Source organism: Pseudomonas sp. S5D5 (assembly GCF_003013355.1).
Taxonomy (GTDB): domain Bacteria; phylum Pseudomonadota; class Gammaproteobacteria; order Pseudomonadales; family Pseudomonadaceae; genus Aquipseudomonas; species Aquipseudomonas aylmerensis.
This window is the reverse complement of the sequence record NZ_PTEO01000001.1, coordinates 4,520,080-4,538,085: the sequence shown is the minus strand read 5'-3', so window position 1 is coordinate 4,538,085 and position 18,006 is coordinate 4,520,080. Positions and strand designations below refer to the sequence as shown.

Annotated in this window: 18 protein-coding genes; 12 read left to right on the top strand and 6 right to left on the bottom strand. The window is 63.1% G+C overall.

From position 1 onward, the window contains the following. Window positions 1-265: 265 nt before the first annotated feature. The 6 genes from pstS to C9990_RS20370 all read left to right on the top strand — a co-directional run bounded on the left by pstS (window position 266) and on the right by C9990_RS20370 (window position 5,400). Window positions 266-1,294 (top strand): phosphate ABC transporter substrate-binding protein PstS, encoded by a 1,029-nt coding sequence (pstS, locus tag C9990_RS20395; RefSeq protein WP_065905629.1) that lies wholly within the window; start codon window positions 266-268, stop codon window positions 1,292-1,294. A gap of 74 nt (window positions 1,295-1,368) precedes the next feature. After that, window positions 1,369-2,334 carry a phosphate ABC transporter permease subunit PstC gene (gene pstC, locus C9990_RS20390; RefSeq protein ID WP_065905630.1) on the top strand — a complete coding sequence of 322 codons (966 nt, stop codon included), beginning with the start codon at window positions 1,369-1,371 and terminating at the stop codon, window positions 2,332-2,334. Continuing rightward, the gene (pstA, locus tag C9990_RS20385) at window positions 2,334-3,248 is read left to right on the top strand and encodes a phosphate ABC transporter permease PstA (RefSeq protein ID WP_106804463.1); all 915 of its coding nucleotides are present in this window, start codon (window positions 2,334-2,336) and stop codon (window positions 3,246-3,248) included. Before pstC ends, pstA begins: the two co-directional genes overlap by 1 nt. 76 nt (window positions 3,249-3,324) lie before the next feature. Further along, window positions 3,325-4,086: a phosphate ABC transporter ATP-binding protein PstB gene (gene pstB, locus C9990_RS20380; protein ID WP_065905635.1), complete on the top strand. Its 762-nt coding sequence runs from the start codon at window positions 3,325-3,327 to the stop codon at window positions 4,084-4,086. Window positions 4,087-4,117: 31 nt separating this feature from the next. Beyond that, the gene (locus C9990_RS20375) at window positions 4,118-4,816 is read left to right on the top strand and encodes a hypothetical protein (RefSeq protein WP_106804462.1); all 699 of its coding nucleotides are present in this window, start codon (window positions 4,118-4,120) and stop codon (window positions 4,814-4,816) included. Next, window positions 4,816-5,400, top strand: a complete 585-nt coding sequence (locus C9990_RS20370; RefSeq protein ID WP_106804461.1) for a hypothetical protein — start codon at window positions 4,816-4,818, stop codon at window positions 5,398-5,400. The genes C9990_RS20375 and C9990_RS20370 overlap by 1 nt, the downstream gene beginning before the upstream one ends. A 54-nt stretch (window positions 5,401-5,454) precedes the next feature. Here the strand turns inward: C9990_RS20370 and C9990_RS20365 are convergent, their stop codons facing one another. Beyond that, window positions 5,455-5,691 (bottom strand): hypothetical protein, encoded by a 237-nt coding sequence (locus tag C9990_RS20365; protein WP_106804460.1) that lies wholly within the window; start codon window positions 5,689-5,691, stop codon window positions 5,455-5,457. A gap of 264 nt (window positions 5,692-5,955) precedes the next feature. On the opposite strand from C9990_RS20365, the gene C9990_RS32505 reads away from it, so the two are divergent. Continuing rightward, entirely contained in the window at window positions 5,956-6,105 is a 150-nt protein-coding gene (locus C9990_RS32505; protein ID WP_162946072.1) for a hypothetical protein, read from the top strand. Between the two features lie 24 nt (window positions 6,106-6,129). Here C9990_RS32505 and C9990_RS20360 read toward each other — a convergent pair whose 3' ends face one another. After that, the gene (locus tag C9990_RS20360) at window positions 6,130-7,032 is read right to left on the bottom strand and encodes a LysR family transcriptional regulator (protein WP_106804459.1); all 903 of its coding nucleotides are present in this window, start codon (window positions 7,030-7,032) and stop codon (window positions 6,130-6,132) included. 112 nt (window positions 7,033-7,144) lie between these two features. Here C9990_RS20360 and C9990_RS20355 point away from each other — a divergent pair, with 112 nt between their 5' ends. The 5 genes from C9990_RS20355 to dctA are packed head-to-tail and all read left to right on the top strand — an operon-like array spanning window position 7,145 to window position 11,972. Beyond that, on the top strand, window positions 7,145-8,335 hold the full coding sequence (locus tag C9990_RS20355; protein ID WP_106804458.1) for a CaiB/BaiF CoA-transferase family protein: 1,191 nt from the start codon (window positions 7,145-7,147) through the stop codon (window positions 8,333-8,335). Window positions 8,336-8,351: 16 nt separating this feature from the next. After that, the gene (locus tag C9990_RS20350) at window positions 8,352-9,317 is read left to right on the top strand and encodes a hydroxymethylglutaryl-CoA lyase (protein ID WP_106804457.1); all 966 of its coding nucleotides are present in this window, start codon (window positions 8,352-8,354) and stop codon (window positions 9,315-9,317) included. Beyond that, window positions 9,314-9,697: a VOC family protein gene (locus tag C9990_RS20345; protein ID WP_106804456.1), complete on the top strand. Its 384-nt coding sequence runs from the start codon at window positions 9,314-9,316 to the stop codon at window positions 9,695-9,697. Before C9990_RS20350 ends, C9990_RS20345 begins: the two co-directional genes overlap by 4 nt. Continuing rightward, entirely contained in the window at window positions 9,694-10,635 is a 942-nt protein-coding gene (locus C9990_RS20340) for a D-2-hydroxyacid dehydrogenase (protein ID WP_106804455.1), read from the top strand. The genes C9990_RS20345 and C9990_RS20340 overlap by 4 nt, the downstream gene beginning before the upstream one ends. Window positions 10,636-10,673: 38 nt before the next feature. Then, window positions 10,674-11,972, top strand: a complete 1,299-nt coding sequence (gene dctA, locus C9990_RS20335; protein WP_106804454.1) for a C4-dicarboxylate transporter DctA — start codon at window positions 10,674-10,676, stop codon at window positions 11,970-11,972. Here the strand turns inward: dctA and C9990_RS20330 are convergent. The 4 genes from C9990_RS20330 to C9990_RS20315 all read right to left on the bottom strand — a co-directional run bounded on the left by C9990_RS20330 (window position 11,969) and on the right by C9990_RS20315 (window position 17,851). Further along, window positions 11,969-13,309 (bottom strand): cytochrome c, encoded by a 1,341-nt coding sequence (locus tag C9990_RS20330; RefSeq protein ID WP_065905645.1) that lies wholly within the window; start codon window positions 13,307-13,309, stop codon window positions 11,969-11,971. The genes dctA and C9990_RS20330 overlap by 4 nt on opposite strands. 16 nt (window positions 13,310-13,325) lie before the next feature. Beyond that, a complete protein-coding gene (locus tag C9990_RS20325; RefSeq protein WP_106804453.1) occupies window positions 13,326-15,557 on the bottom strand; it encodes a xanthine dehydrogenase family protein molybdopterin-binding subunit in 2,232 nt (743 codons plus the stop codon). Further along, window positions 15,557-16,012 (bottom strand): (2Fe-2S)-binding protein, encoded by a 456-nt coding sequence (locus C9990_RS20320; protein WP_065905649.1) that lies wholly within the window; start codon window positions 16,010-16,012, stop codon window positions 15,557-15,559. Before C9990_RS20320 ends, C9990_RS20325 begins: the two co-directional genes overlap by 1 nt. Window positions 16,013-16,150: 138 nt before the next feature. Further along, entirely contained in the window at window positions 16,151-17,851 is a 1,701-nt protein-coding gene (locus C9990_RS20315) for an AMP-binding protein (RefSeq protein ID WP_106804452.1), read from the bottom strand. Window positions 17,852-18,006 lie beyond the last annotated feature (155 nt).

The following is an 18,006-nucleotide window of genomic DNA, read 5'->3' as shown; positions in this document are numbered from 1 at the left end:
GCTAAGACCCGCGCGCCCGCCAGAGGGTTCAATCAGGGGGGAGAGGGGCTTTGCGAGAAGTAAAGCCGGCTTTTCGGGGGCTGGCTACTTTTTCAGCGCGGCGCGCGAAGCGTCCTAGTCGCATTTTGTTACGAACCAATGACCGCTAAAGGCCACATTGAGACGGTAAATGGGGACAAGCGCGTGGTTTGCCATTCAACTTTCATAAAAACGTAACAACTCTGCTGCACAGTTCGGGAGCCCGTAATTACAAGGATTCTCCTGAATGAAACGTCTGATGAAGTCTGCTGCACTCGCCGTTGCGGTTTCGCTGGGGGCCACCTCGGTATTTGCTGCCGAGAACGTCCGTCTGACCGGTTCAGGCGCCAGCTTCCCTGCACCGATCTACCTCACCTGGTTCAAGGATTTCAGCAAGAAAAGCGCGGGTGTCACCGTGGATTACCAATCCAAGGGCAGCGGCGCAGGTGTGCAGGACTTCCTGAATAAAACCGTCGATTTCGCCGCCAGTGACTCGGCGATGAAAGACGAAGATATCGCCAAGGTCGCCGAAGGCGTGCAGTTGCTGCCGATGACGGCGGGCGAAATCGTGCTGGCCTATAACCTGCCGGGCAACCCCAAGGGCCTGAAGCTGCCACGCGAGGTTTATTCCAACATCTTCCTGGGCAAGATCACCAAGTGGAACGACCCTCAGATCGTCGCCGCCAACCCGGACCTGAAACTCACCGACACGCCAATCACCGTGGTCGTGCGTGCTGATTCCAGCGGTACCACCGCCGTCTTCACCAAGCACTTGGCGGCGATCAACCCGCAGTTCCAGAAGGACCTGGGTGAAGGCAACACCGTCAACTGGCCAGCCAGCGACAAATTCATCAAGTCGCCGAAGAACGATGGTGTGACCGCCACTGTACGCCAGACCCCGGGCGCCATCGGCTACATCGAGTACGGCTTTGCCAAACTGGCCAAGGTTGACTTCGCCCAACTGCAGAACAAGGCCGGCCATTACGTCGTGCCAAACGCCGAAAGCGGTGCCGAGGCCCTGGCCGCGGTGAAAATGCCGGAAAGCCTGGTGGCCTGGCTGCCGGACCCGGATGGCGCCAAGTCCTACCCGATCACCTCCTACACCTGGATGATCTTCCGCAAGGACAACGGCAACCCGGCCAAGGCCAAGGCCATGCGTGAAATGGTCGAGTACAGCCTGACCGAAGGGCAGAAGATCGCTGATTCGATGGGCTACATCCCGCTGCCGCAATCGGTTGTCGATCAGGTTCGCAAGGCTTCCGCCAACATCCAGTAACACCCGTGTGGTCTCTCTCGGTGTGTGCGTCCAGCCGCGCCGAGGGAGTTTCCCCCCTGTTCCGGAATTAGCCAATGAACACACCTTTTGTCGTACCGGTTAACCCGGATTCTGCCTGCCAGCCGCCTTCCACGAAGGATTTCCTGGTTGACCGCACCTTCCGTGCCCTTGCGCGAATTGGGGTGGTGCTGATTCTGGCGTTGGTCTTCGCCTTGGTATTCGAGGTGGGACGCAAGGCCCTTCCGGGCATGGAAAAGCACGGTTTCGATGTGCTTTTCGGCAGTGTCTGGGACGTTAACCAAGGCAAGTACGGCATTCTGCCGGCCATTTGGGGCACGCTGTACAGCGCCCTGATTGCCTTGCTGATCGCCGGTTTCTTCGGTGTCAGCATGGCCATTTTCCTCACCCAGGATTTCCTGCCGGCGAAGCTGGCAGCGGTGTTTCGCACCATTGTCGAGCTGCTCGCGGCCATCCCCAGCGTGGTCTATGGCCTATGGGGGATCTACGTGGTGATCCCGGCGATTCGGCCACTCACCGCCTGGCTGAACAGCGAACTGGGCTGGATTCCCTTTTTCGGCACGTCCCTGAGCGGGCCCGGGTTGCTTCCCGCCGCGCTGGTACTGGCCATCATGATTCTGCCGACGATTGCGGCAGTGTCGCAGGACGCGCTCACTGGCGTGCCGATGAAAACCAAGCAGGCCGCCTACGGCATGGGCACCACTCACTGGGAAGCGATTCTCAAGGTGATGGTGCCTTCGGCGGCGACTGGCATTTTCGGCTCGCTGGTCCTCGGCCTGGGTCGCGCGCTGGGTGAAACCATGGCGCTGGCGATGCTGGTGGGCAATGCGAACAACATTTCGCTCTCGCTGTTTGCGCCGGCCAACACCCTGGCCGCGCTGTTGGCGCTGAACTTCCCCGAAGCCGGCCCCAACGAAATCGAGGTGTTGATGTACGCCGCGCTGGTGCTGATGTTTATCACGCTGCTGGTGAACATCCTCGGCTCCATGATCATGCTCTACGCCCAGCGGGGGAACAAATAATGACTGACCTCACTTCGCCTGCCAGCAGCTTGACCTCGCCAGCCGGCGCCATGCCCAGCCTGCAGCGCAAGTTCGAAGGGCGCGCCCTGCGCAGCCTGGTGCTGACCACGTTGGTGTGGACGGGTGCGCTGATCGCCAGCGTGCCGCTGATTTCCGTGCTGTACATGCTGATCACGCGCGGCGGGGCACGGCTGAGCCTGGAAGTGTTCACCGAATTGCCGCCTACCGGTTTCGAGACTGGCGGCGGCTTCGGCAACGCCATGGCCGGCACCTTTGTGATGGTCGGCATTGCCGCCGCCATTGCCGTGCCGGTCGGCATCATGGCCGCCGTCTTCCTCGCTGAACTGGGGCCCGACAGCAAGCTGGCAAACGCCGCGCGCTTTGCCGCCAAGATGCTCACCGGGCTGCCGTCCATTCTGGCCGGCGTGTTCGCCTACGCCCTGGTGGTGATGACCACCGGCACCTACTCGGCACCGGCCGGCGGCGTTGCCCTGGCGGTGTTGATGCTGCCGATCGTCGTGCTGACGGCTGAAGAGTCGATGCGCATGGTGCCCAAGATCATGAAGGACGCCGCCTACGGCATGGGCTGCACGCGCTCGCAGGTCATCTGGAAAATCATCTTGCCAACCGGCATGCCGGCGATTCTCACCGGCGTGATGCTGGCCGTTGCGCGTGCTGCGGGCGAAACCGCGCCATTGCTGTTTACCGCGTTGTTCAGCAACTACTGGATCTACCACGACGGCAGCCTCGCGGTGATGAACCCGACGGCATCGCTGGCCGTACTGATTTACAACTTCTCCGGCATGCCCTTCGACAATCAGCTCGAACTCGCATGGGCGGCTTCGCTGGTGTTGGTGATGATCGTGCTGGTCGTGAACATTGTCAGCCGCATTTTCGGCAAGCCCAAGTACTGAACAAGGGAGCATCTGAATTTTGAACGTATCAACTGCGCAAATAGCCGCTCCGTTTACCACCCAGGCGCCTGTGGTCATGGACTGCAAGCTCGACAAGATTTTCTACGGCAACTTCATGGCCGTGCGCGACAGCCACGTACCCATCGAGAAAAACAAGATCACCGGCTTCATCGGGCCTTCCGGTTGCGGCAAGAGTACCGTGCTGCGCAGCCTCAATCGGATGAATGACCTGGTCAAAGGTTTCCGCTTCGAGGGTCACGTGCATTTCCTCGGGCAGGACGTGTATGGCAAAGGCGTGGACCCGGTGGTAGTGCGCCGCTATATCGGCATGGTGTTTCAGCAACCGAACCCGTTTTCGATGAGCATCTTCGACAACGTCGCGTTTGGCCTGCGCCTCAACCGCTACAAGGGCGACCTCGGCGATCGCGTCAAGCATGCGCTGCAGGGCGCCGCGCTGTGGGATGAGGTCAAGGACAAGCTCAAGGTCAGTGGCCTGTCGCTTTCCGGCGGCCAGCAGCAACGGCTGTGTATCGCCCGCGCCATCGCCACCGAGCCGGAAGTGCTGTTGCTCGACGAGCCGTGTTCGGCGCTCGACCCGATCGCCACGCGCCGGGTTGAAGAGCTGATGGTCGAGTTGAAAAAGGACTACACCATCGCGCTGGTGACCCACAACATGCAGCAGGCCATCCGTGTGGCTGACACCACTGCGTTCTTCTCGGTGGATATTTCCCAGGGCACGCGTACTGGCTACCTGGTAGAGATGGGCCCGACCACCCAGATTTTCGGCAGCCCCCGCGAGAAAATGACCGAGGACTACATCAGCGGCAAGTTCAGCTGATCGACCTTTCCACCGTTTGCCAGGATTGCCAATGTCTGCAACACGTCGTCTTGATTTGCCCGCGATCGAACTCGCTCTGCGTAAAGTACAGAGCCGCTTTGCCGAGCTCAGCCGCCACTTTACCGAGCCGCGCGATCCGTTCACGGACGAGGTGCTGGAAAATGTGCTGGAAGGCTATGCCCTGATTGATGACTATGTCGCTCGCGGCGTCGACCTGTTTGACCTGCAGCAACTCAACCTGATGCTGGAGATCAATGCCACCGTGCTCTGCGGCAAGGACCCGGTGCGCCGGCTGGAATACGCCCAGCACCTGGCGGCGACCGAGCAGCACTTTTTCAACAATGTCGAGGGTGGCATCAAGGACTTGTACAACTGGTATTGCGCGTACCGCAGCGAGTCGGTCTGGAAGCGTGCAGCCGGTGTCTACGTGCGCATCCTCAGCAAGCCGCAATTGTTCATCGAGGGCAATAACCGCAGTGGTTCGCTGATTGTCAGCTACCTGCTGATGCGCGCGGGGCTACCGCCGTTCGTGCTCACGCTGGAAAACGCCGAGGGCTATTTCAACCCGTCCTCGGTCATCCGTAACTCCGCCAAGCATGGCGTCAAGGCCCTGTACGAATTGCCCAAGATCAAGAAAAAATACGCGGCATTCCTGGAAGATCAGGCCCCGGATCCCAGGGAGTTCTTCCTGGGCGACACACCCGTGCCTGCCGCTCGGGGAGGCCTGTGATGGGGGGTTATCCAGTGCTCGACAGCGTTCGGCGTCTGTTCAATCGCCCGCGTATCCGCATTTCGTTCGACATCGACGACACGCTGGCCTGCCAGCTTCACCACAGTGCGGTCGAACACAGCCGGCTGCCGGCCTGTGTCCACCGGTGGCTGGGCGAACCGCTGCGCGTGGGGACTCGCTCGCTGACCCGTGAACTGCGCCGCCAAGGCTGCAGCATCTGGGTCTATACCTCGTCCGGGCGTACCCCGTCCTACATCCGGCGTTGGCTGTTGCTGTACGGCATTCGTGTCGACGGCGTGGTCAACAGCGTGCTGCACAACCGTGCGCTCAGCGTGCGCGGATTGTCGAACGCACCCTCCAAATTTCCACCGGCCTTCGACATCGACCTGCATGTCGACGATTCCGAAGGTGTGCGCAGTGAAGGCCATGACCACGGCTTTCGCGTGGTAGTGGTCGACCCGCAGGACGAGCAGTGGGCACAGCGCGTGCTCGACGCGGTCGCGCACGTTCAGGCGCAACTGGCCCGCCAGCAACCGCTCAGTTTTGCGCCGCCGACACGGCGGCGTCCGCAGGTGTTTTCCTGAAGGCCCGCTGCAAGCTTGTCTGAGTGACAAGCGCGGAGTCGGTAGGCTGTGCGGCTACAACCCGCTTCGACGCAGGCGCATCAGGTCCTGGCGCGCCTCACTGCGTTTCGCATCGGCTACCCGCTTTGCCTCGCTGAAGCGCAGCCACGCGTCGGCATTCGCCAGACTGGTGCCAATGATTGCGTAGGCCGCTTGCTCCAGCCGATCTGCCTCGTAGAACAGTTCGGTATTGCGGGCAAGCGCATCCTGGGAGGCAAGAGGGTTCGATGTTTTGCACGTGTTCGCGGCCATGGCCTTTACCTCAAGGTCGTCATCGGCGAGCGAAATTCAGGCGCCCTGGTCGGGGCAGGCGGATCGTAGCTCGCGCAAGGACTGACACAGGCCGTTCCTGTGTCTGGGTGTCCTGCTTTATGGATCGATGGTGGGGCAAAAACGTTCAAATTAGTGCAAGGGCGCGGCGTGACCATTCGTCAGGCACTGTTTGGATTTTTTGAACGCGCCAGCGCTCGTTCCACACAGATAAGTGACAGCCCACCTTATCCACGGAAAATGATCATGAAAAAACTCACTATGTGCCTGAGCCTTTGCAGTGTGTTCATGCTGCATGGGTGCTTCGACAGCGCCGACAACACCACCAAGGACAACACTGGCGGTAGCAAATCTTCGGTGCAGATGCAGGAGGGCAAGGCCAAGGACAGTCAGTAAGCCCGGCAGGCCAGGGATAGCCGGCTATCCCTCAAGGTTGCTCAGGTAGCTGAACAGGTTGGCGGCCTCGGGCGAAAGGCGCGACGTATCCGCCACCCCTACGTACAAGGTGCGCGACGCCCATTGGCCCTCCAGCGGGATCGCGCGCAGCTTCGTCTCAAGTAACCCCGGGTGCACCGAGCCCAGCGGCAGGATGCCGATCCCCAATCCCGCCTCGATCATGCGGCAGATGCCATCGAAACTGCTGACTTGAATGCGCACCTTCAGGCGTTTGCCGGTGCTGGCGGCGGCATCATTGATACGCCGCAACAGCGAACTGCCTTGATTCAACGCGACGTAATCGAAGTCCAGCGTCTCGGCCAGGGCAACGCTTGCACGCTGCGCCAGCACGTGGCCCTGCGGCACCAGTACCACCAGCCGATCATGCCGATAGGGGTGTATGTGCAGGCCGGTAGCGGCGACGTTGTCGGCAAAGATGCCGATCTCGGCCTGACCCTTTTCCACTGCATGAATCGCGCGGTCGCTGAGGACCTCCTCCAGTTCGATGCGCACCTGCGGGTTGGCCGCGAGAAAAGCCGCGAGATCCTGCGGTAAAAACTGGATCACCGCCGACGTGTTGGCAAACAGCCGAACATGACCACGCACGCCATTGGCGTAGTCGGTGGCGTCATGGGCCATCTGCTCGGCGGCGTCGAGGATGGTTCGCGCGTGTTCAGCCAGGCCGCGTCCCGCCGGGGTCAGTTGCAGGCCTCGGGCAACGCGGGTGAACAGGCTGCAATGGGTCACCCGTTCGAGTTCGGCCAGTCTTTTGCTCGCCGCGGAAACGCTCATGTGAGCACTGGTGGCGGCCTGGGTAAGGTTTTGTGTCTTGGCGGCCAATACCAGCAGGCGCAGGGACACCAGATCAAGCTGCAGCAAATTGAACATATCCACCTCTGTGTTTCCAATCTGGAAAGAGTAGTGGAAATCTTTGACATTCTCACGGCGTGTTTTTGCGCGGATTATCCGGCCATCACCTCCAACAACAACGGATACCGTCATGAGTCTGCCCCTGGAAGGCATCAAGGTGGTCGAAATGGGCCAACTGATTGCCGGACCTTTCGCCGCCAAGATCCTCGCCGAGTTCGGCGCCGAAGTGATCAAGATCGAACCGCCGGTCACCGGCGACCCCCTGCGCAAATGGCGCTTGCTGCACGACGGGACCTCGGTGTGGTGGGCCGCCCAGTCGCGCAACAAACAGTCGGTCACCCTTGATCTGCGCCAGGCCGAAGCGCGTGAGGTGGTCAAGCGCCTGGTCCAGGACGCCGACATCCTGATTGAAAATTTCCGCCCTGGCACCCTGGAAAAATGGGGGCTGGGCTGGGATGAACTGTCAGCGATCAACCCCGGGCTGGTGATGCTGCGGGTTTCCGGTTACGGCCAGACCGGGCCGTACCGCGACCTGCCCGGTTTCGGCGTGATCGGCGAGGCCATGGGTGGTCTGCGCCATTTGTCCGGTGAGCCAGGACGCACGCCGGTACGGGTTGGCGTGTCCATTGGCGATTCGCTGTCCGCGCTGCACGGCGTGATCGGTGTGCTGCTGGCGCTGCGTCACCGCGAGCAGCACGGCGGCGCTGGCCAGCAGGTCGACGTGGCGTTGTACGAGTCGGTGTTCAACATGATGGAAAGCCTGATTCCCGAGTATTCGGTGTTCGGCAGCGTGCGTGAGCCGGCCGGCAGCAGCTTGCCCGGCATCGCACCGACCAACGCCTACCGTTGCAAGGACGGAAAGTATGCGTTGATCGCCGGCAATGGCGACAGCATCTACCGGCGGCTGATGGAGAAGATCCAGCGCCTCGATCTGGCCGACGACCCTGAGCTGGCGCAGAACGACGGACGGGTGCGGCATGTGGCGCGGATCGACGCGGCAATCTCCACCTGGACCGCCGAGCGCAGCCTCGACGACGTCCTGGCAGCGCTGAAAGACGCGAACATTCCCAGCGGAAAAATCTACGACGCCGCCGACATCGCCGCCGATCCCCATTACCAGGCGCGCGACATGCTGCTCGCCAGCCAATTGGACGACGGTACGCCTGTCACCTTGCCCGGCATCGTGCCCAAGTTGATGGCCACCCCCGGTCGCGTGCACTCGCGCGCGCCGGCCCTGGGGCAACACACCGACGCGGTGCTTGAACGCATCGGCATCGACGCACCGACCCGCGAAGCCTGGCGGGCTCGCGGCCTGATCTGACACCAGGAGCAACCTCATGAAACGCTTGTACCTGCAGGAAGTCGCGACCCGTGACGGCTTCCAGAATGAAAAGACCTTTATCGACACCGAGCGCAAAATCGCCTTGATCGACGCGCTCAGCGCGTGCGGCTACGCGAAGATAGAAGTCACCTCGTTCACTTCGCCAAAGGCCATTGCGGCGTTGCGCGATGCCGAGACAGTAATGGCCGGGATTCGGCGCCAGCCCGGCGTCGAATACACGGTGCTGGTGCCGAACGTGCGCGGGGCCGAGCGTGCGCTGGGCTGCGGCATCGACGAAGCCAACCTGGTGATGTCCGTCAGCGAGCCGCACAACCGTTCCAACCTGCGCATGACCCGCGAACAGTCATTCGCCCAGCTCCAGAAGGTGGTCGGCGTGATCGGCCAGGGACCGGTGGCGGTGAATGTGTCGCTGTCCACGGTATTCGGCTGCCCGATGCAGGGCGAGGTGCCCACCGACGATGTGTTGGGTTGGGTCGCGCGCTTTGCCGAACTGGGCGTGCGCGGCATCACCCTGTGCGACACCACCGGCATGGCCTATCCCACACAGGTGGAGGCCTTGTCGCGGCAGGTGCGCGAGCGCTTTCCCGAGCTGCAGCTGACCCTGCATTTTCACAACACCCGAGGCATGGCCCTGGCCAATACCCTGGCGGCGCTGCAGGCGGGGATCGAGCGTTTCGACGCCTCTCTGGGCGGCCTCGGTGGTTGCCCGTATGCACCCGGCGCCAGCGGCAACGTGTGCATGGAAGACCTGGTGCACATGCTCGATCTGATGGGCTACGACACCGGTGTTCAGCTGGACCGCGTGCTCGCCGCCGCCGCGCAACTGCCTGACCTGGTTGGCCATGACCTTCCCAGCCAGATCCTCAAGGCCGGCAAACGCCTGGACCTGCATCCCATCCCCGCGCATGTGCACAGCCTGAGCAAGCAGGTGGCCAATGCCGAACTGGAGCGCCCGCAATGATTGATCATCTCGACCACCTGGTACTCACCACCCTCGACCTGAGCGCCTGCAAAGACTTTTACCTGCGCGTCATGGGCATGCGCCTGGAGACCTTTGGCAGCGGACGCATCGCGTTTCGCTTCGCAAACCAGAAAATCAACGTGCACGAGCGCGGGCATGAGTTCGAGCCCAAGGCGCATCTGCCGGTGCCGGGCGCGTTGGACCTGTGCTTTATCGCCAGCCTCCCGTTGGATGAGGTGATCGCCCATCTTCACGCCCAGGCCTGGCCTGTTCTCGAAGGTCCGGTGCTTCGCACCGGCGCAACGGGCCCGATCCGCTCGGTGTATGTACGTGACCCGGACCTGAACCTGATTGAAATTTCCGAGCAGGTGGCGGCATGAATATCGTCTTTCTCGACGCCGCCAGCCTGCCGTCCCCCTTGGTGCGTCCGGCCCAGGCCAGCGCCTGGACGGAGCGTGAAAAAACCACCCACGAGCAGGTGCAGCAGGCATTGGCCGAGGCTGACGTGGCGATTACCAACAAGGTGCGCATTGATCGTACGAGCCTTGGGCAACTGCCGCGCTTGAAGTTGATCTGTGTAGCCGCGACCGGCTACGACTGCATCGACATTGCTGCCTGCCGCGACCACGGTGTGACCGTGTGCAATGTGCCGGCTTACAGCGCGGTGAGTGTCGCCGAAGCGGTGATTGGTTCGCTCTTCGCGTTGCGTCGTCACCTAATGGCGTATCGCTCGGCCTCGTTGAGCCAATGGTCGCTGTCATCGCACTTTTGCGTGCATGGCGCGCCGATCCAGGACCTGCAGGGTTCGACCCTGGGCATCGTCGGGCGTGGCGATATCGGCAGCCGTGTGGCGCGACTGGCCAAGGCCCTGGACATCCACGTGCTGTTTGCCGAACACCGTGGCGCGCAGCGAGTGAGGGACGGCTACACCGCGTTCGACACGGTGTTGGCCCAGGCGGATGCGCTGACCTTGCATTGCCCGTTGACGCCGCACACGCGATACCTGATCGGCGCCGCCGAGATCGCACGGATGAAGCCCGGCGCACTGCTCATCAACACCGCGCGCGGCCCACTGGTGGATGAAAACGCGGTGCTCGACGGGTTAGCCAGCGGCCAACTGGGCGGCGCCGCGCTGGACGTGCTGCACGTGGAGCCGCCGCAGGCCGACCACCCGTTGCTGCACTGCGAACACCCCAACTTGCTGGTCACGCCCCATGTCGCCTGGGCCAGCCAAAGCAGCGTTGCGCGGCTCAAGGCGGTGCTGGCGGCCAACATCGAGGCTTTCGCCGCCGGCAAGCCGATCAACGTGGTGACCTGAACCCTCAACACCGTTTTCCTACCCCCAAAGGCAGAGCCATGACAAAAATAATCAGCTCTTCAGTCACACCTGTGGACGAACCGCATCCACAGCGCAAACCGCTCTACCAGCATCTGTATGTGCAGGTGATCGCCGCCATCGTGCTGGGGGTGATCCTCGGACACTTCAGCCCAGGCCTCGGCGAGCAGATGAAACCCCTGGGCGACACGTTCATCAAGCTGATCAAGATGCTCATTGCGCCGATCATCTTCTGCACGGTAGTCAGCGGTATCGCCGGCATGCAGGATCTCAAGCGCATCGGACGGATTGGTTTCAAGTCACTCATCTACTTTGAAGTGCTGACCACTCTCGCCCTGGTGATCGGCTTGGTCGGGGTCAACCTGCTCAAGCCGGGTGCCGGCATGCACATTGATCCGGCCACGCTGGATGCTTCCGCCATCGCCGGCTACACCAAGGCCGCCCATGACCAGAGCGTCGTCGGCTTCCTCGCACATATCGTGCCGAGCACGGTGTTCGGTGCATTCACCGACGGCGATATCCTCCAGGTGCTGTTTATCTCCGTGCTGTTCGCCTTCGGCCTGCAGCTGTTGGGAGAGGCCGGCAAGCCGCTGCTCGGCACCATCGACCTGGTGGCCAAGGCGTTTTTTCGCATGCTCAAGATCGTCATGTACCTGGCGCCGTTGGGTGCCTTTGGCGGCATGGCGTTCACGGTGGGCAAGTACGGCGTGCAATCGTTAGGTGCCTACGTGAACCTGCTGGTGTGCTACTACCTTACCGGGTTGGTCTTCGTGTTCGTGGTGTTGAACCTGGTGGCGCGGCTGGCCGGTTTCAGCTTGTGGAAATTCCTCAAGTACATCCGCGAAGAACTGGTGCTGGTGCTGGGCACGTCATCGTCCGAATCGGCGTTGCCGCGCTTGATGGGCAAGCTGGAAAAACTCGGCTGCGAGAAGTCCACCGTCGGCCTGGTGGTGCCGTCAGGTTACTGCTTCAACCTGGACGGTAGCTGCATCAACATGACGGTACTGGCGATCTTCATTGCCCAGGCGCTGGATATCGACGTGTCGCTGTATCACCAGGTGACGTTGCTGCTGATCCTGCTGCTGACCTCCAAAGGGGCCGCCAGCGTGACCGGCGGGGCATTTATCACTTTGGCCGCGACCCTTGGCTCCATCGACGTGATACCGGCAGCGGGCCTGGTATTGGTACTGGGCGTCTACCGGTTTATTTCCGAAGGCGGCGCGCTGATCAATGTGATCGGCAACGGTGTCGCCACGTTGTTCATTGCTCGTTGGGACGGTGCGCTGGATCGCGAGCAGCTCAAGCGCGAGTTGGGTTAGCGCATTTGCAAAATTATCGGACTGGCACTGGCCGGATCGGTATGCCCGCGCAGTTTGCCGACGGCCTTGGCGTCGACTGCGTCAGCGTGGTTGCCCCACGTGCTGCGCACATACGTCAGCACCTCAGCGATTTGCGTATCGGACAATTGCTCGCGAAAGGCCGGCATGCGGTAGGCATCCGGTACGCCGGCGGCGACGATGCGTTGCGAGCCGTTGAGGGTGATGTTGATCGCCGAGGCGTTTTCCTTGGCGAGGGCGGAGGTGGCGCCGGCCAGCGGCGGCATCCACTCGGGCTGGCCTTTGCCGTCCGAGCCATGACAGGCGGCGCAGCGGGTCGCGTAGGTGTGGGCGCCGGGAATGTCCTGGCGGGTATCAGCGGCCACGTATTGCCACGGGGGGCCGTCGCGCTGCGGGTCGCCGGGCAGTGACTTGAGATACCGGGCGATGGCGGCCAGGTCGTCGTCTGTCATGAACTGCGTGGAGTTGTTGAAGGCTTCGGTCATCGAGCCATAGACCACCGCATGCTGATTGCGCCCGGTCTTGAGGAATTGCACGATGTGCGCCTCGCTCCAGCGGCCCAGGCCGGTGTTGTGATCCTGGCGCAGGCTCGGGGCGTACCAGCCATCGAGCAGGCCACCGGCGAGGTACGGCGCACCGGACTCGTCCAGGGCCTTCTCGTTGAAAGCCAGGCCGCGTGGCGTGTGGCAACTGCCGCAATGGCCCGGGCCCTGGACGATGTAGGCGCCACGGTTCCACACCGCATCTTGATTGGGCTTGGCCGCATAAGGCGCGGTGGGAGCGAACACGCCATTCCACAACGCGATGGGCCAGCGCAGGTTGAGCGGCCAGGGGATGTCGCTGGGGATATTCGCCTGTTTGTCCGGTTGCACGCCGTGCATGAAAAACGCATACAGCGCGCGGATGTCATCGTCACTGAGCTTGGCATACGAAGGGTAGGGCATGGCCGGGTACAGGCGCTTGCCACCCGGCGCCACGCCGTGGCGCACCGCGCGGTCGAAGTCGGCCAGGCTGTAGGTGCCGATGCCGGCGTCGCGGTCAGGCGTGATGTTGGTGGCGTGGATGTTGCCCAGCGGCGTGGCCATCTCCAGGCCGCCGGAGAAAGGCGCCTTGCCCGCCAGGCTGTGGCAGGCCACGCAGTCGCTGAGGCGCGCGACGTACTCGCCGCGGCTGACCAGCGCGGGGTCGGCACTGGCGGTCGACTCCTGTGCGAAGGGCGTCGCTGGCTGGCGGGTGACGTACCAGGCCAGCACGCCGGCTGCGACCAGGCAGGCCAGCAACAGCCAGCCTGCGGTTCTTGCGAAGCGAGGGTTGTTCATGCGCGGTCCTTGTCGATCAACTGAAGGTATAGCGGCTCAAGGGCAGGCTGCGGATGCGCTGGCCAGTCAAATGTGCGACCGCATTGGCCACGGCGGGCGCTACGGCCGGCAACGGGGGTTCGCCGATACCGCCCATCTTTTCGCCGCTCTCGACAATCCGTACATGCACCTGCGCCATCCGCGACGGCGGCAGGATCGGGTACAGGTCGTAGTTGCGCGCCCGTGGCTTGCCGTCCACGTACACCGCTTCCTCCAGCAGGGTCTGCGACAAGCCCAGGGCCACCGCGCCATTGACTTGCGCCTCGATGATCGCCGGGTTGACGATGCTGCCGGGGTCGATGGCTTCCCAGATGTGGTGCACCTTGACCTGGCCTTGGTCGATCGACACTTCGGCGACCACCGCCGCATGCGAGCCGAACGGCGAGGCCATGGCCACGCCACGTGCGCGCCGGGTGCCATCTTCGGCGGTGTAGGGCCCGCGCTTCCAGCCACCGGACAGCTCGCCCACCGCCTGCAGCAACGTGGTCAGCCGCGGGTTGTCACGCAGCAGGTGCAGGCGTAATTCGTACGGGTCATGACCGCCCTTGTCCGCCAGTTCATCGAGGAATGCTTCATAGAAAAAGTCATTCAGCGAATTGCCCACCGAACGCCAATAGCCCAGCATCACCGGGCCTTTCACGTAGATCTGCGCGATGCGCTTGTTGGGAATCGCATAGGCCTTGCCCGACAGTCCTTCCAACGCGGTAGGGTCGATCTTGTCGCCCTGTTTGCCGGCCAGGCCTTCGGTCGGGCCCTCGGTGGCGCTTACCGCCTCGAGCGCCAGCGGCAGGCCTTGGTCATCCAGCGCAGCGCGGAACTTGACCACCGCGACCGGGCGCAACACATCGCGCAGGAATTCTTCCTCGCGGCTCCAGATCAGCTTGACCGGACGACCGACCGCCTTGGCCAAGGTGATGGCCTGCGGGTAAGGGTTGGCCGATTCATACAGGAAGTGCCGGCCAAAAAACCCGCCCAGCAGCGGCGAGTGCAGGGTGATCTGCGCAAGGTCGAGGCCGGTGCGCTTGGCGATGTCGGCACGAAACATATCCGGCGCCTGGTTGGGCAGCCAGACCTCCAGTGAACCATCGGCGTTGAAGCGCGCCAGTGCGGACGGCGGCTCCAACTGGGCATGGTTGACGTACTGGTTGTGGTAGGTGGCCTCGATGCGGGTTTTGCCATTGGTGAGTGCGGCGGCCACGTCGCCTTCGTTCTCGTCATCGCGCGACGGGCCCTGCTGCGTGGCGAGAAAGTCACGGTGCTTGTCGCTGGAAAAATCCGCCGGCATCACGCGCAGGCTCGAATCGGCGGCAGCTTCCTGCCAATCGACCTGGATCGCCTCGACTGCGCGCTTGGCGTGCCACCAACGTTCGGCTACCACTGCCACCGCGCCGGGCAGCGTGTGGACGGAGTGCACGCCTTTCATGCCTTCGACCTGCGCCTGATTGCGCAGGCTGCCGACGGTCATGCCCAGGCGCGGCGCGTGCTGCACGGCGGCGTGAAGCATGCCGTCGACCTTCAAGTCGATGCTGTACTGCGCCTTGCCGGTGGATTTGTCGTAGGCATCCAGGCGTTTCACCGGCTTGCCGATCCAGCGGAACTGGCTCGGATCGCGCAGGGTGATGCTGGCGGGGTCGGGCACCGGCATGTCCAGCGCGCGGCCGGCCAGCTCGCCGTAGCCCAGCGAACGCCCGGACGCGCTGTGCACCACGCGGCCGGGTTGGGTGGTCAGTTCGGCCACCGGCACACCCAACTGCTGGGCGCCGGCCTGCAGCAGCATGGCGCGGGCGAGGGCGCCCAGGCGGCGCATGGTCGGGTAGCTCATGCGCACCGACATACTGCCGCCGGTGATGCGCATGCCGTTTTCCATCACCACATAGGCTTCGCCAGGCGGGGCGGCTTCGACGATAAAGGTGGCGGGGTCGGCGTCGAGTTCTTCGCCAACAATCTGCGCCATGGCGGTGTGAGTGCCTTGGCCGCCTTCCATGAAGGGGCTGAGCAGGCGCACGCTGCCGTCCGGGCGAATCTCCAAAAAGGCCGGCACCTGGGTACCGCGCTCGGCCGGCGTGGCCGCTTGCACCCTGGCCGAGCCCAGCGGCAGGCCAAAGCCGATCACCAGCGCACCCACCGCCGTGCCCACCAGAAAGTGCCGACGCGACAGGTTGACCGGCTCGCCCAGCGGCAGCTCGAGCATTTTATTGCGCGTATTCATCAGGCGCTCTCCGGCTTGGCCAGCGCCTGCATGGCGCTGTGGATAGCGTTGTAGGTGCCGCAGCGGCACAGGTTGATCATCGCCGCTTCGATCTGCGCATCGCTGGGGGCGGGGGTGTGCTTGAGCAGCGCGGTGGCTGCCACCACCTGCCCGGACTGGCAATAACCGCATTGCGCGACCTGATACTCGACCCAGGTGGCGACCACGCGCTTGCCCACTTCATCGTCCTCGATTGCCTCGATGGTGGTGACCTCACGGCCTACCACCCCAGCCACCGGCGTGACGCAACTGCGCACGACATTGCCGTCCACCAGCACCGAACAGGCGCCGCATTGCGCCAGGCCGCAGCCGTACTTGGTGCCGGTCAGCCCCAGGTCATCGCGAATCACCCACAGCAAGGGGGTGTCCGCGTCGGCATCGACCTGATAGGTCTTCTGGTTGATTCGCAATTCCATGATTCACCTGCTGATCGACGGTAGTGGCGGCCTTTTTGGGATGGCCGCTCATTGTCGAACTCTAGACCACCGCGCAAGGGGCCAGGTATCCGATGGTCGATAAATCGGAGGATCAGGCAAGTAATCAACAGGAATAGACTACGACTCCACCGTCGGCCGCACAAAGTCCTCCTCGAAGTGCTCCTGCTCACCCCGCGTTTCACTCTGGCGTCGCAGCACTTCCATCTGGCGCAACTCTACCCGGCGAATCTTGCCGGAGATGGTCTTGGGCAATTCGCTGACAAACTCAATCCGCCGCACGCGCTTGTACGGCGCCAGGTGTTCGCGGGCGAAGGCGAGGATGTGCTGCGCCAACTCGGCGCTGCCGGGGGCGTCGTGGGCGAGGATCAGGAAGGCCTTTGGCACCGCCAGGCGCAGCGGGTCCGGGCTGGGTACCACGGCGACTTCCATCACCGCCGGGTGCTCGATCAGCGCGCTTTCCAGTTCGAAGGGGCTGATGCGGTAGTCGGACGCCTTGAACACGTCGTCGGCGCGCCCGACAAACGTGATGTAGCCGTCGGCGTCGATCTGCGCGGTATCGCCGGTGCGGTAGTAGCCGTCGCGCATCACCTCAGCGGTTTTTTCCGGGCTGTCCTCGTAGCACAGCATCAGGCCCAGCGGACGTATCGCCAGGGGCAGGGCGACTTCGCCCTCGGTGCCCGGCACGCCGTCGGCATCGAGCAGCGCCACCTGGTAGCCCGGCAGCGGCCGGCCCATGGAGCCCGGCTTGAGCAATTGCCCTGGGGTGTTGCCGACCAGCGCGGTGGTTTCCGACTGGCCGAAGCCGTCGCGCAACGGCAGGCCCCAGGCGTGCTGGATCTGCTCGATGATTTCTGGGTTCAGGGGCTCACCGGCGCCCACCAGTTCACGCAGGTTCAGGCGGTTTTTGTAGCTGGCCAGGTCCTCCTGGATCAGCATGCGCCACACGGTGGGCGGCGCGCACAGGCTGGTCACGCGGTAACGTTCCAGCGTGTTGAGCAGGGCCGGCGCGCTGAAACGCGCGACGTTATGGATAAAGATGCAGGCGCCGGCGTTCCATGGCGCGAACAGGCAGCTCCAGGCATGCTTGGCCCAGCCCGGAGACGAGATATTGAGGTGCAGGTCACCCGGCTGCAGGCCGATCCAGTACATGGTCGACAAGTGGCCGACCGGATAGCTCTGGTGGCTGTGCAGCACCATTTTCGGCTTGGACGTGGTGCCGGAGGTGAAATACAGCAGCATCGGGTCGGTGGCCAGGGTGCGGCCTTCGGCCTCGAACTGCTCGGGGTATTCGAAGGCGGCGCTGTGCGCGACCCAGCCAGTGGGGGCGGCGCCCACGCAGATGCGGCTGCAGCCAGCGCCGAGGCCGTCAAACTTGCCGACATGCGCTTCACCGACCACCAGGTGGCGCACCTGGCCGCGCTCGATACGGTCACTCAGGTCATCGGGGTTGAGCAGGGCAGTGGCGGGGATGATCACGGCGCCCAGCTTGAACGCAGCCAGCATGGTTTCCCACAGCGCGACATCGTTGCCGAGCATCAGCAGCACGCGTTCGCCCCGGCGCACACCCAGGGCGCGCAGGTGGTTGGCCACCTGGTTGGAGCGCGCCGCGAGTTGCTGGAAGCTGTAGCGTTGCTCGCTGCCGTCCTCTTCGACGATCCACAGCGCATCCGCCGCGTTGCCTTCTGCCATCGCATCGAAGTAGTCCAGGGCCCAGTTGAACGCGTCCAGGTGTGGCCAACGGAAGTCGCGCACGGCGGTGGCGTAGTCGGTACGGTGAGCGAGCAAAAAATCCCGAGCGGCCAGGAAGGGCTGGGTCATGGTCGGTGTCCTTGATTATTGTTGTAGGGACATGGCTGTGATGCTGCGGCCCCTCGATTCCACCGGGAGGCTGAACCGAGTATAGGCACGCATAAATCTAGAGATGAACGCTCAAAAACACCGGTGCGTTGTGCAAAAAAGTCATAGGGTGGCGA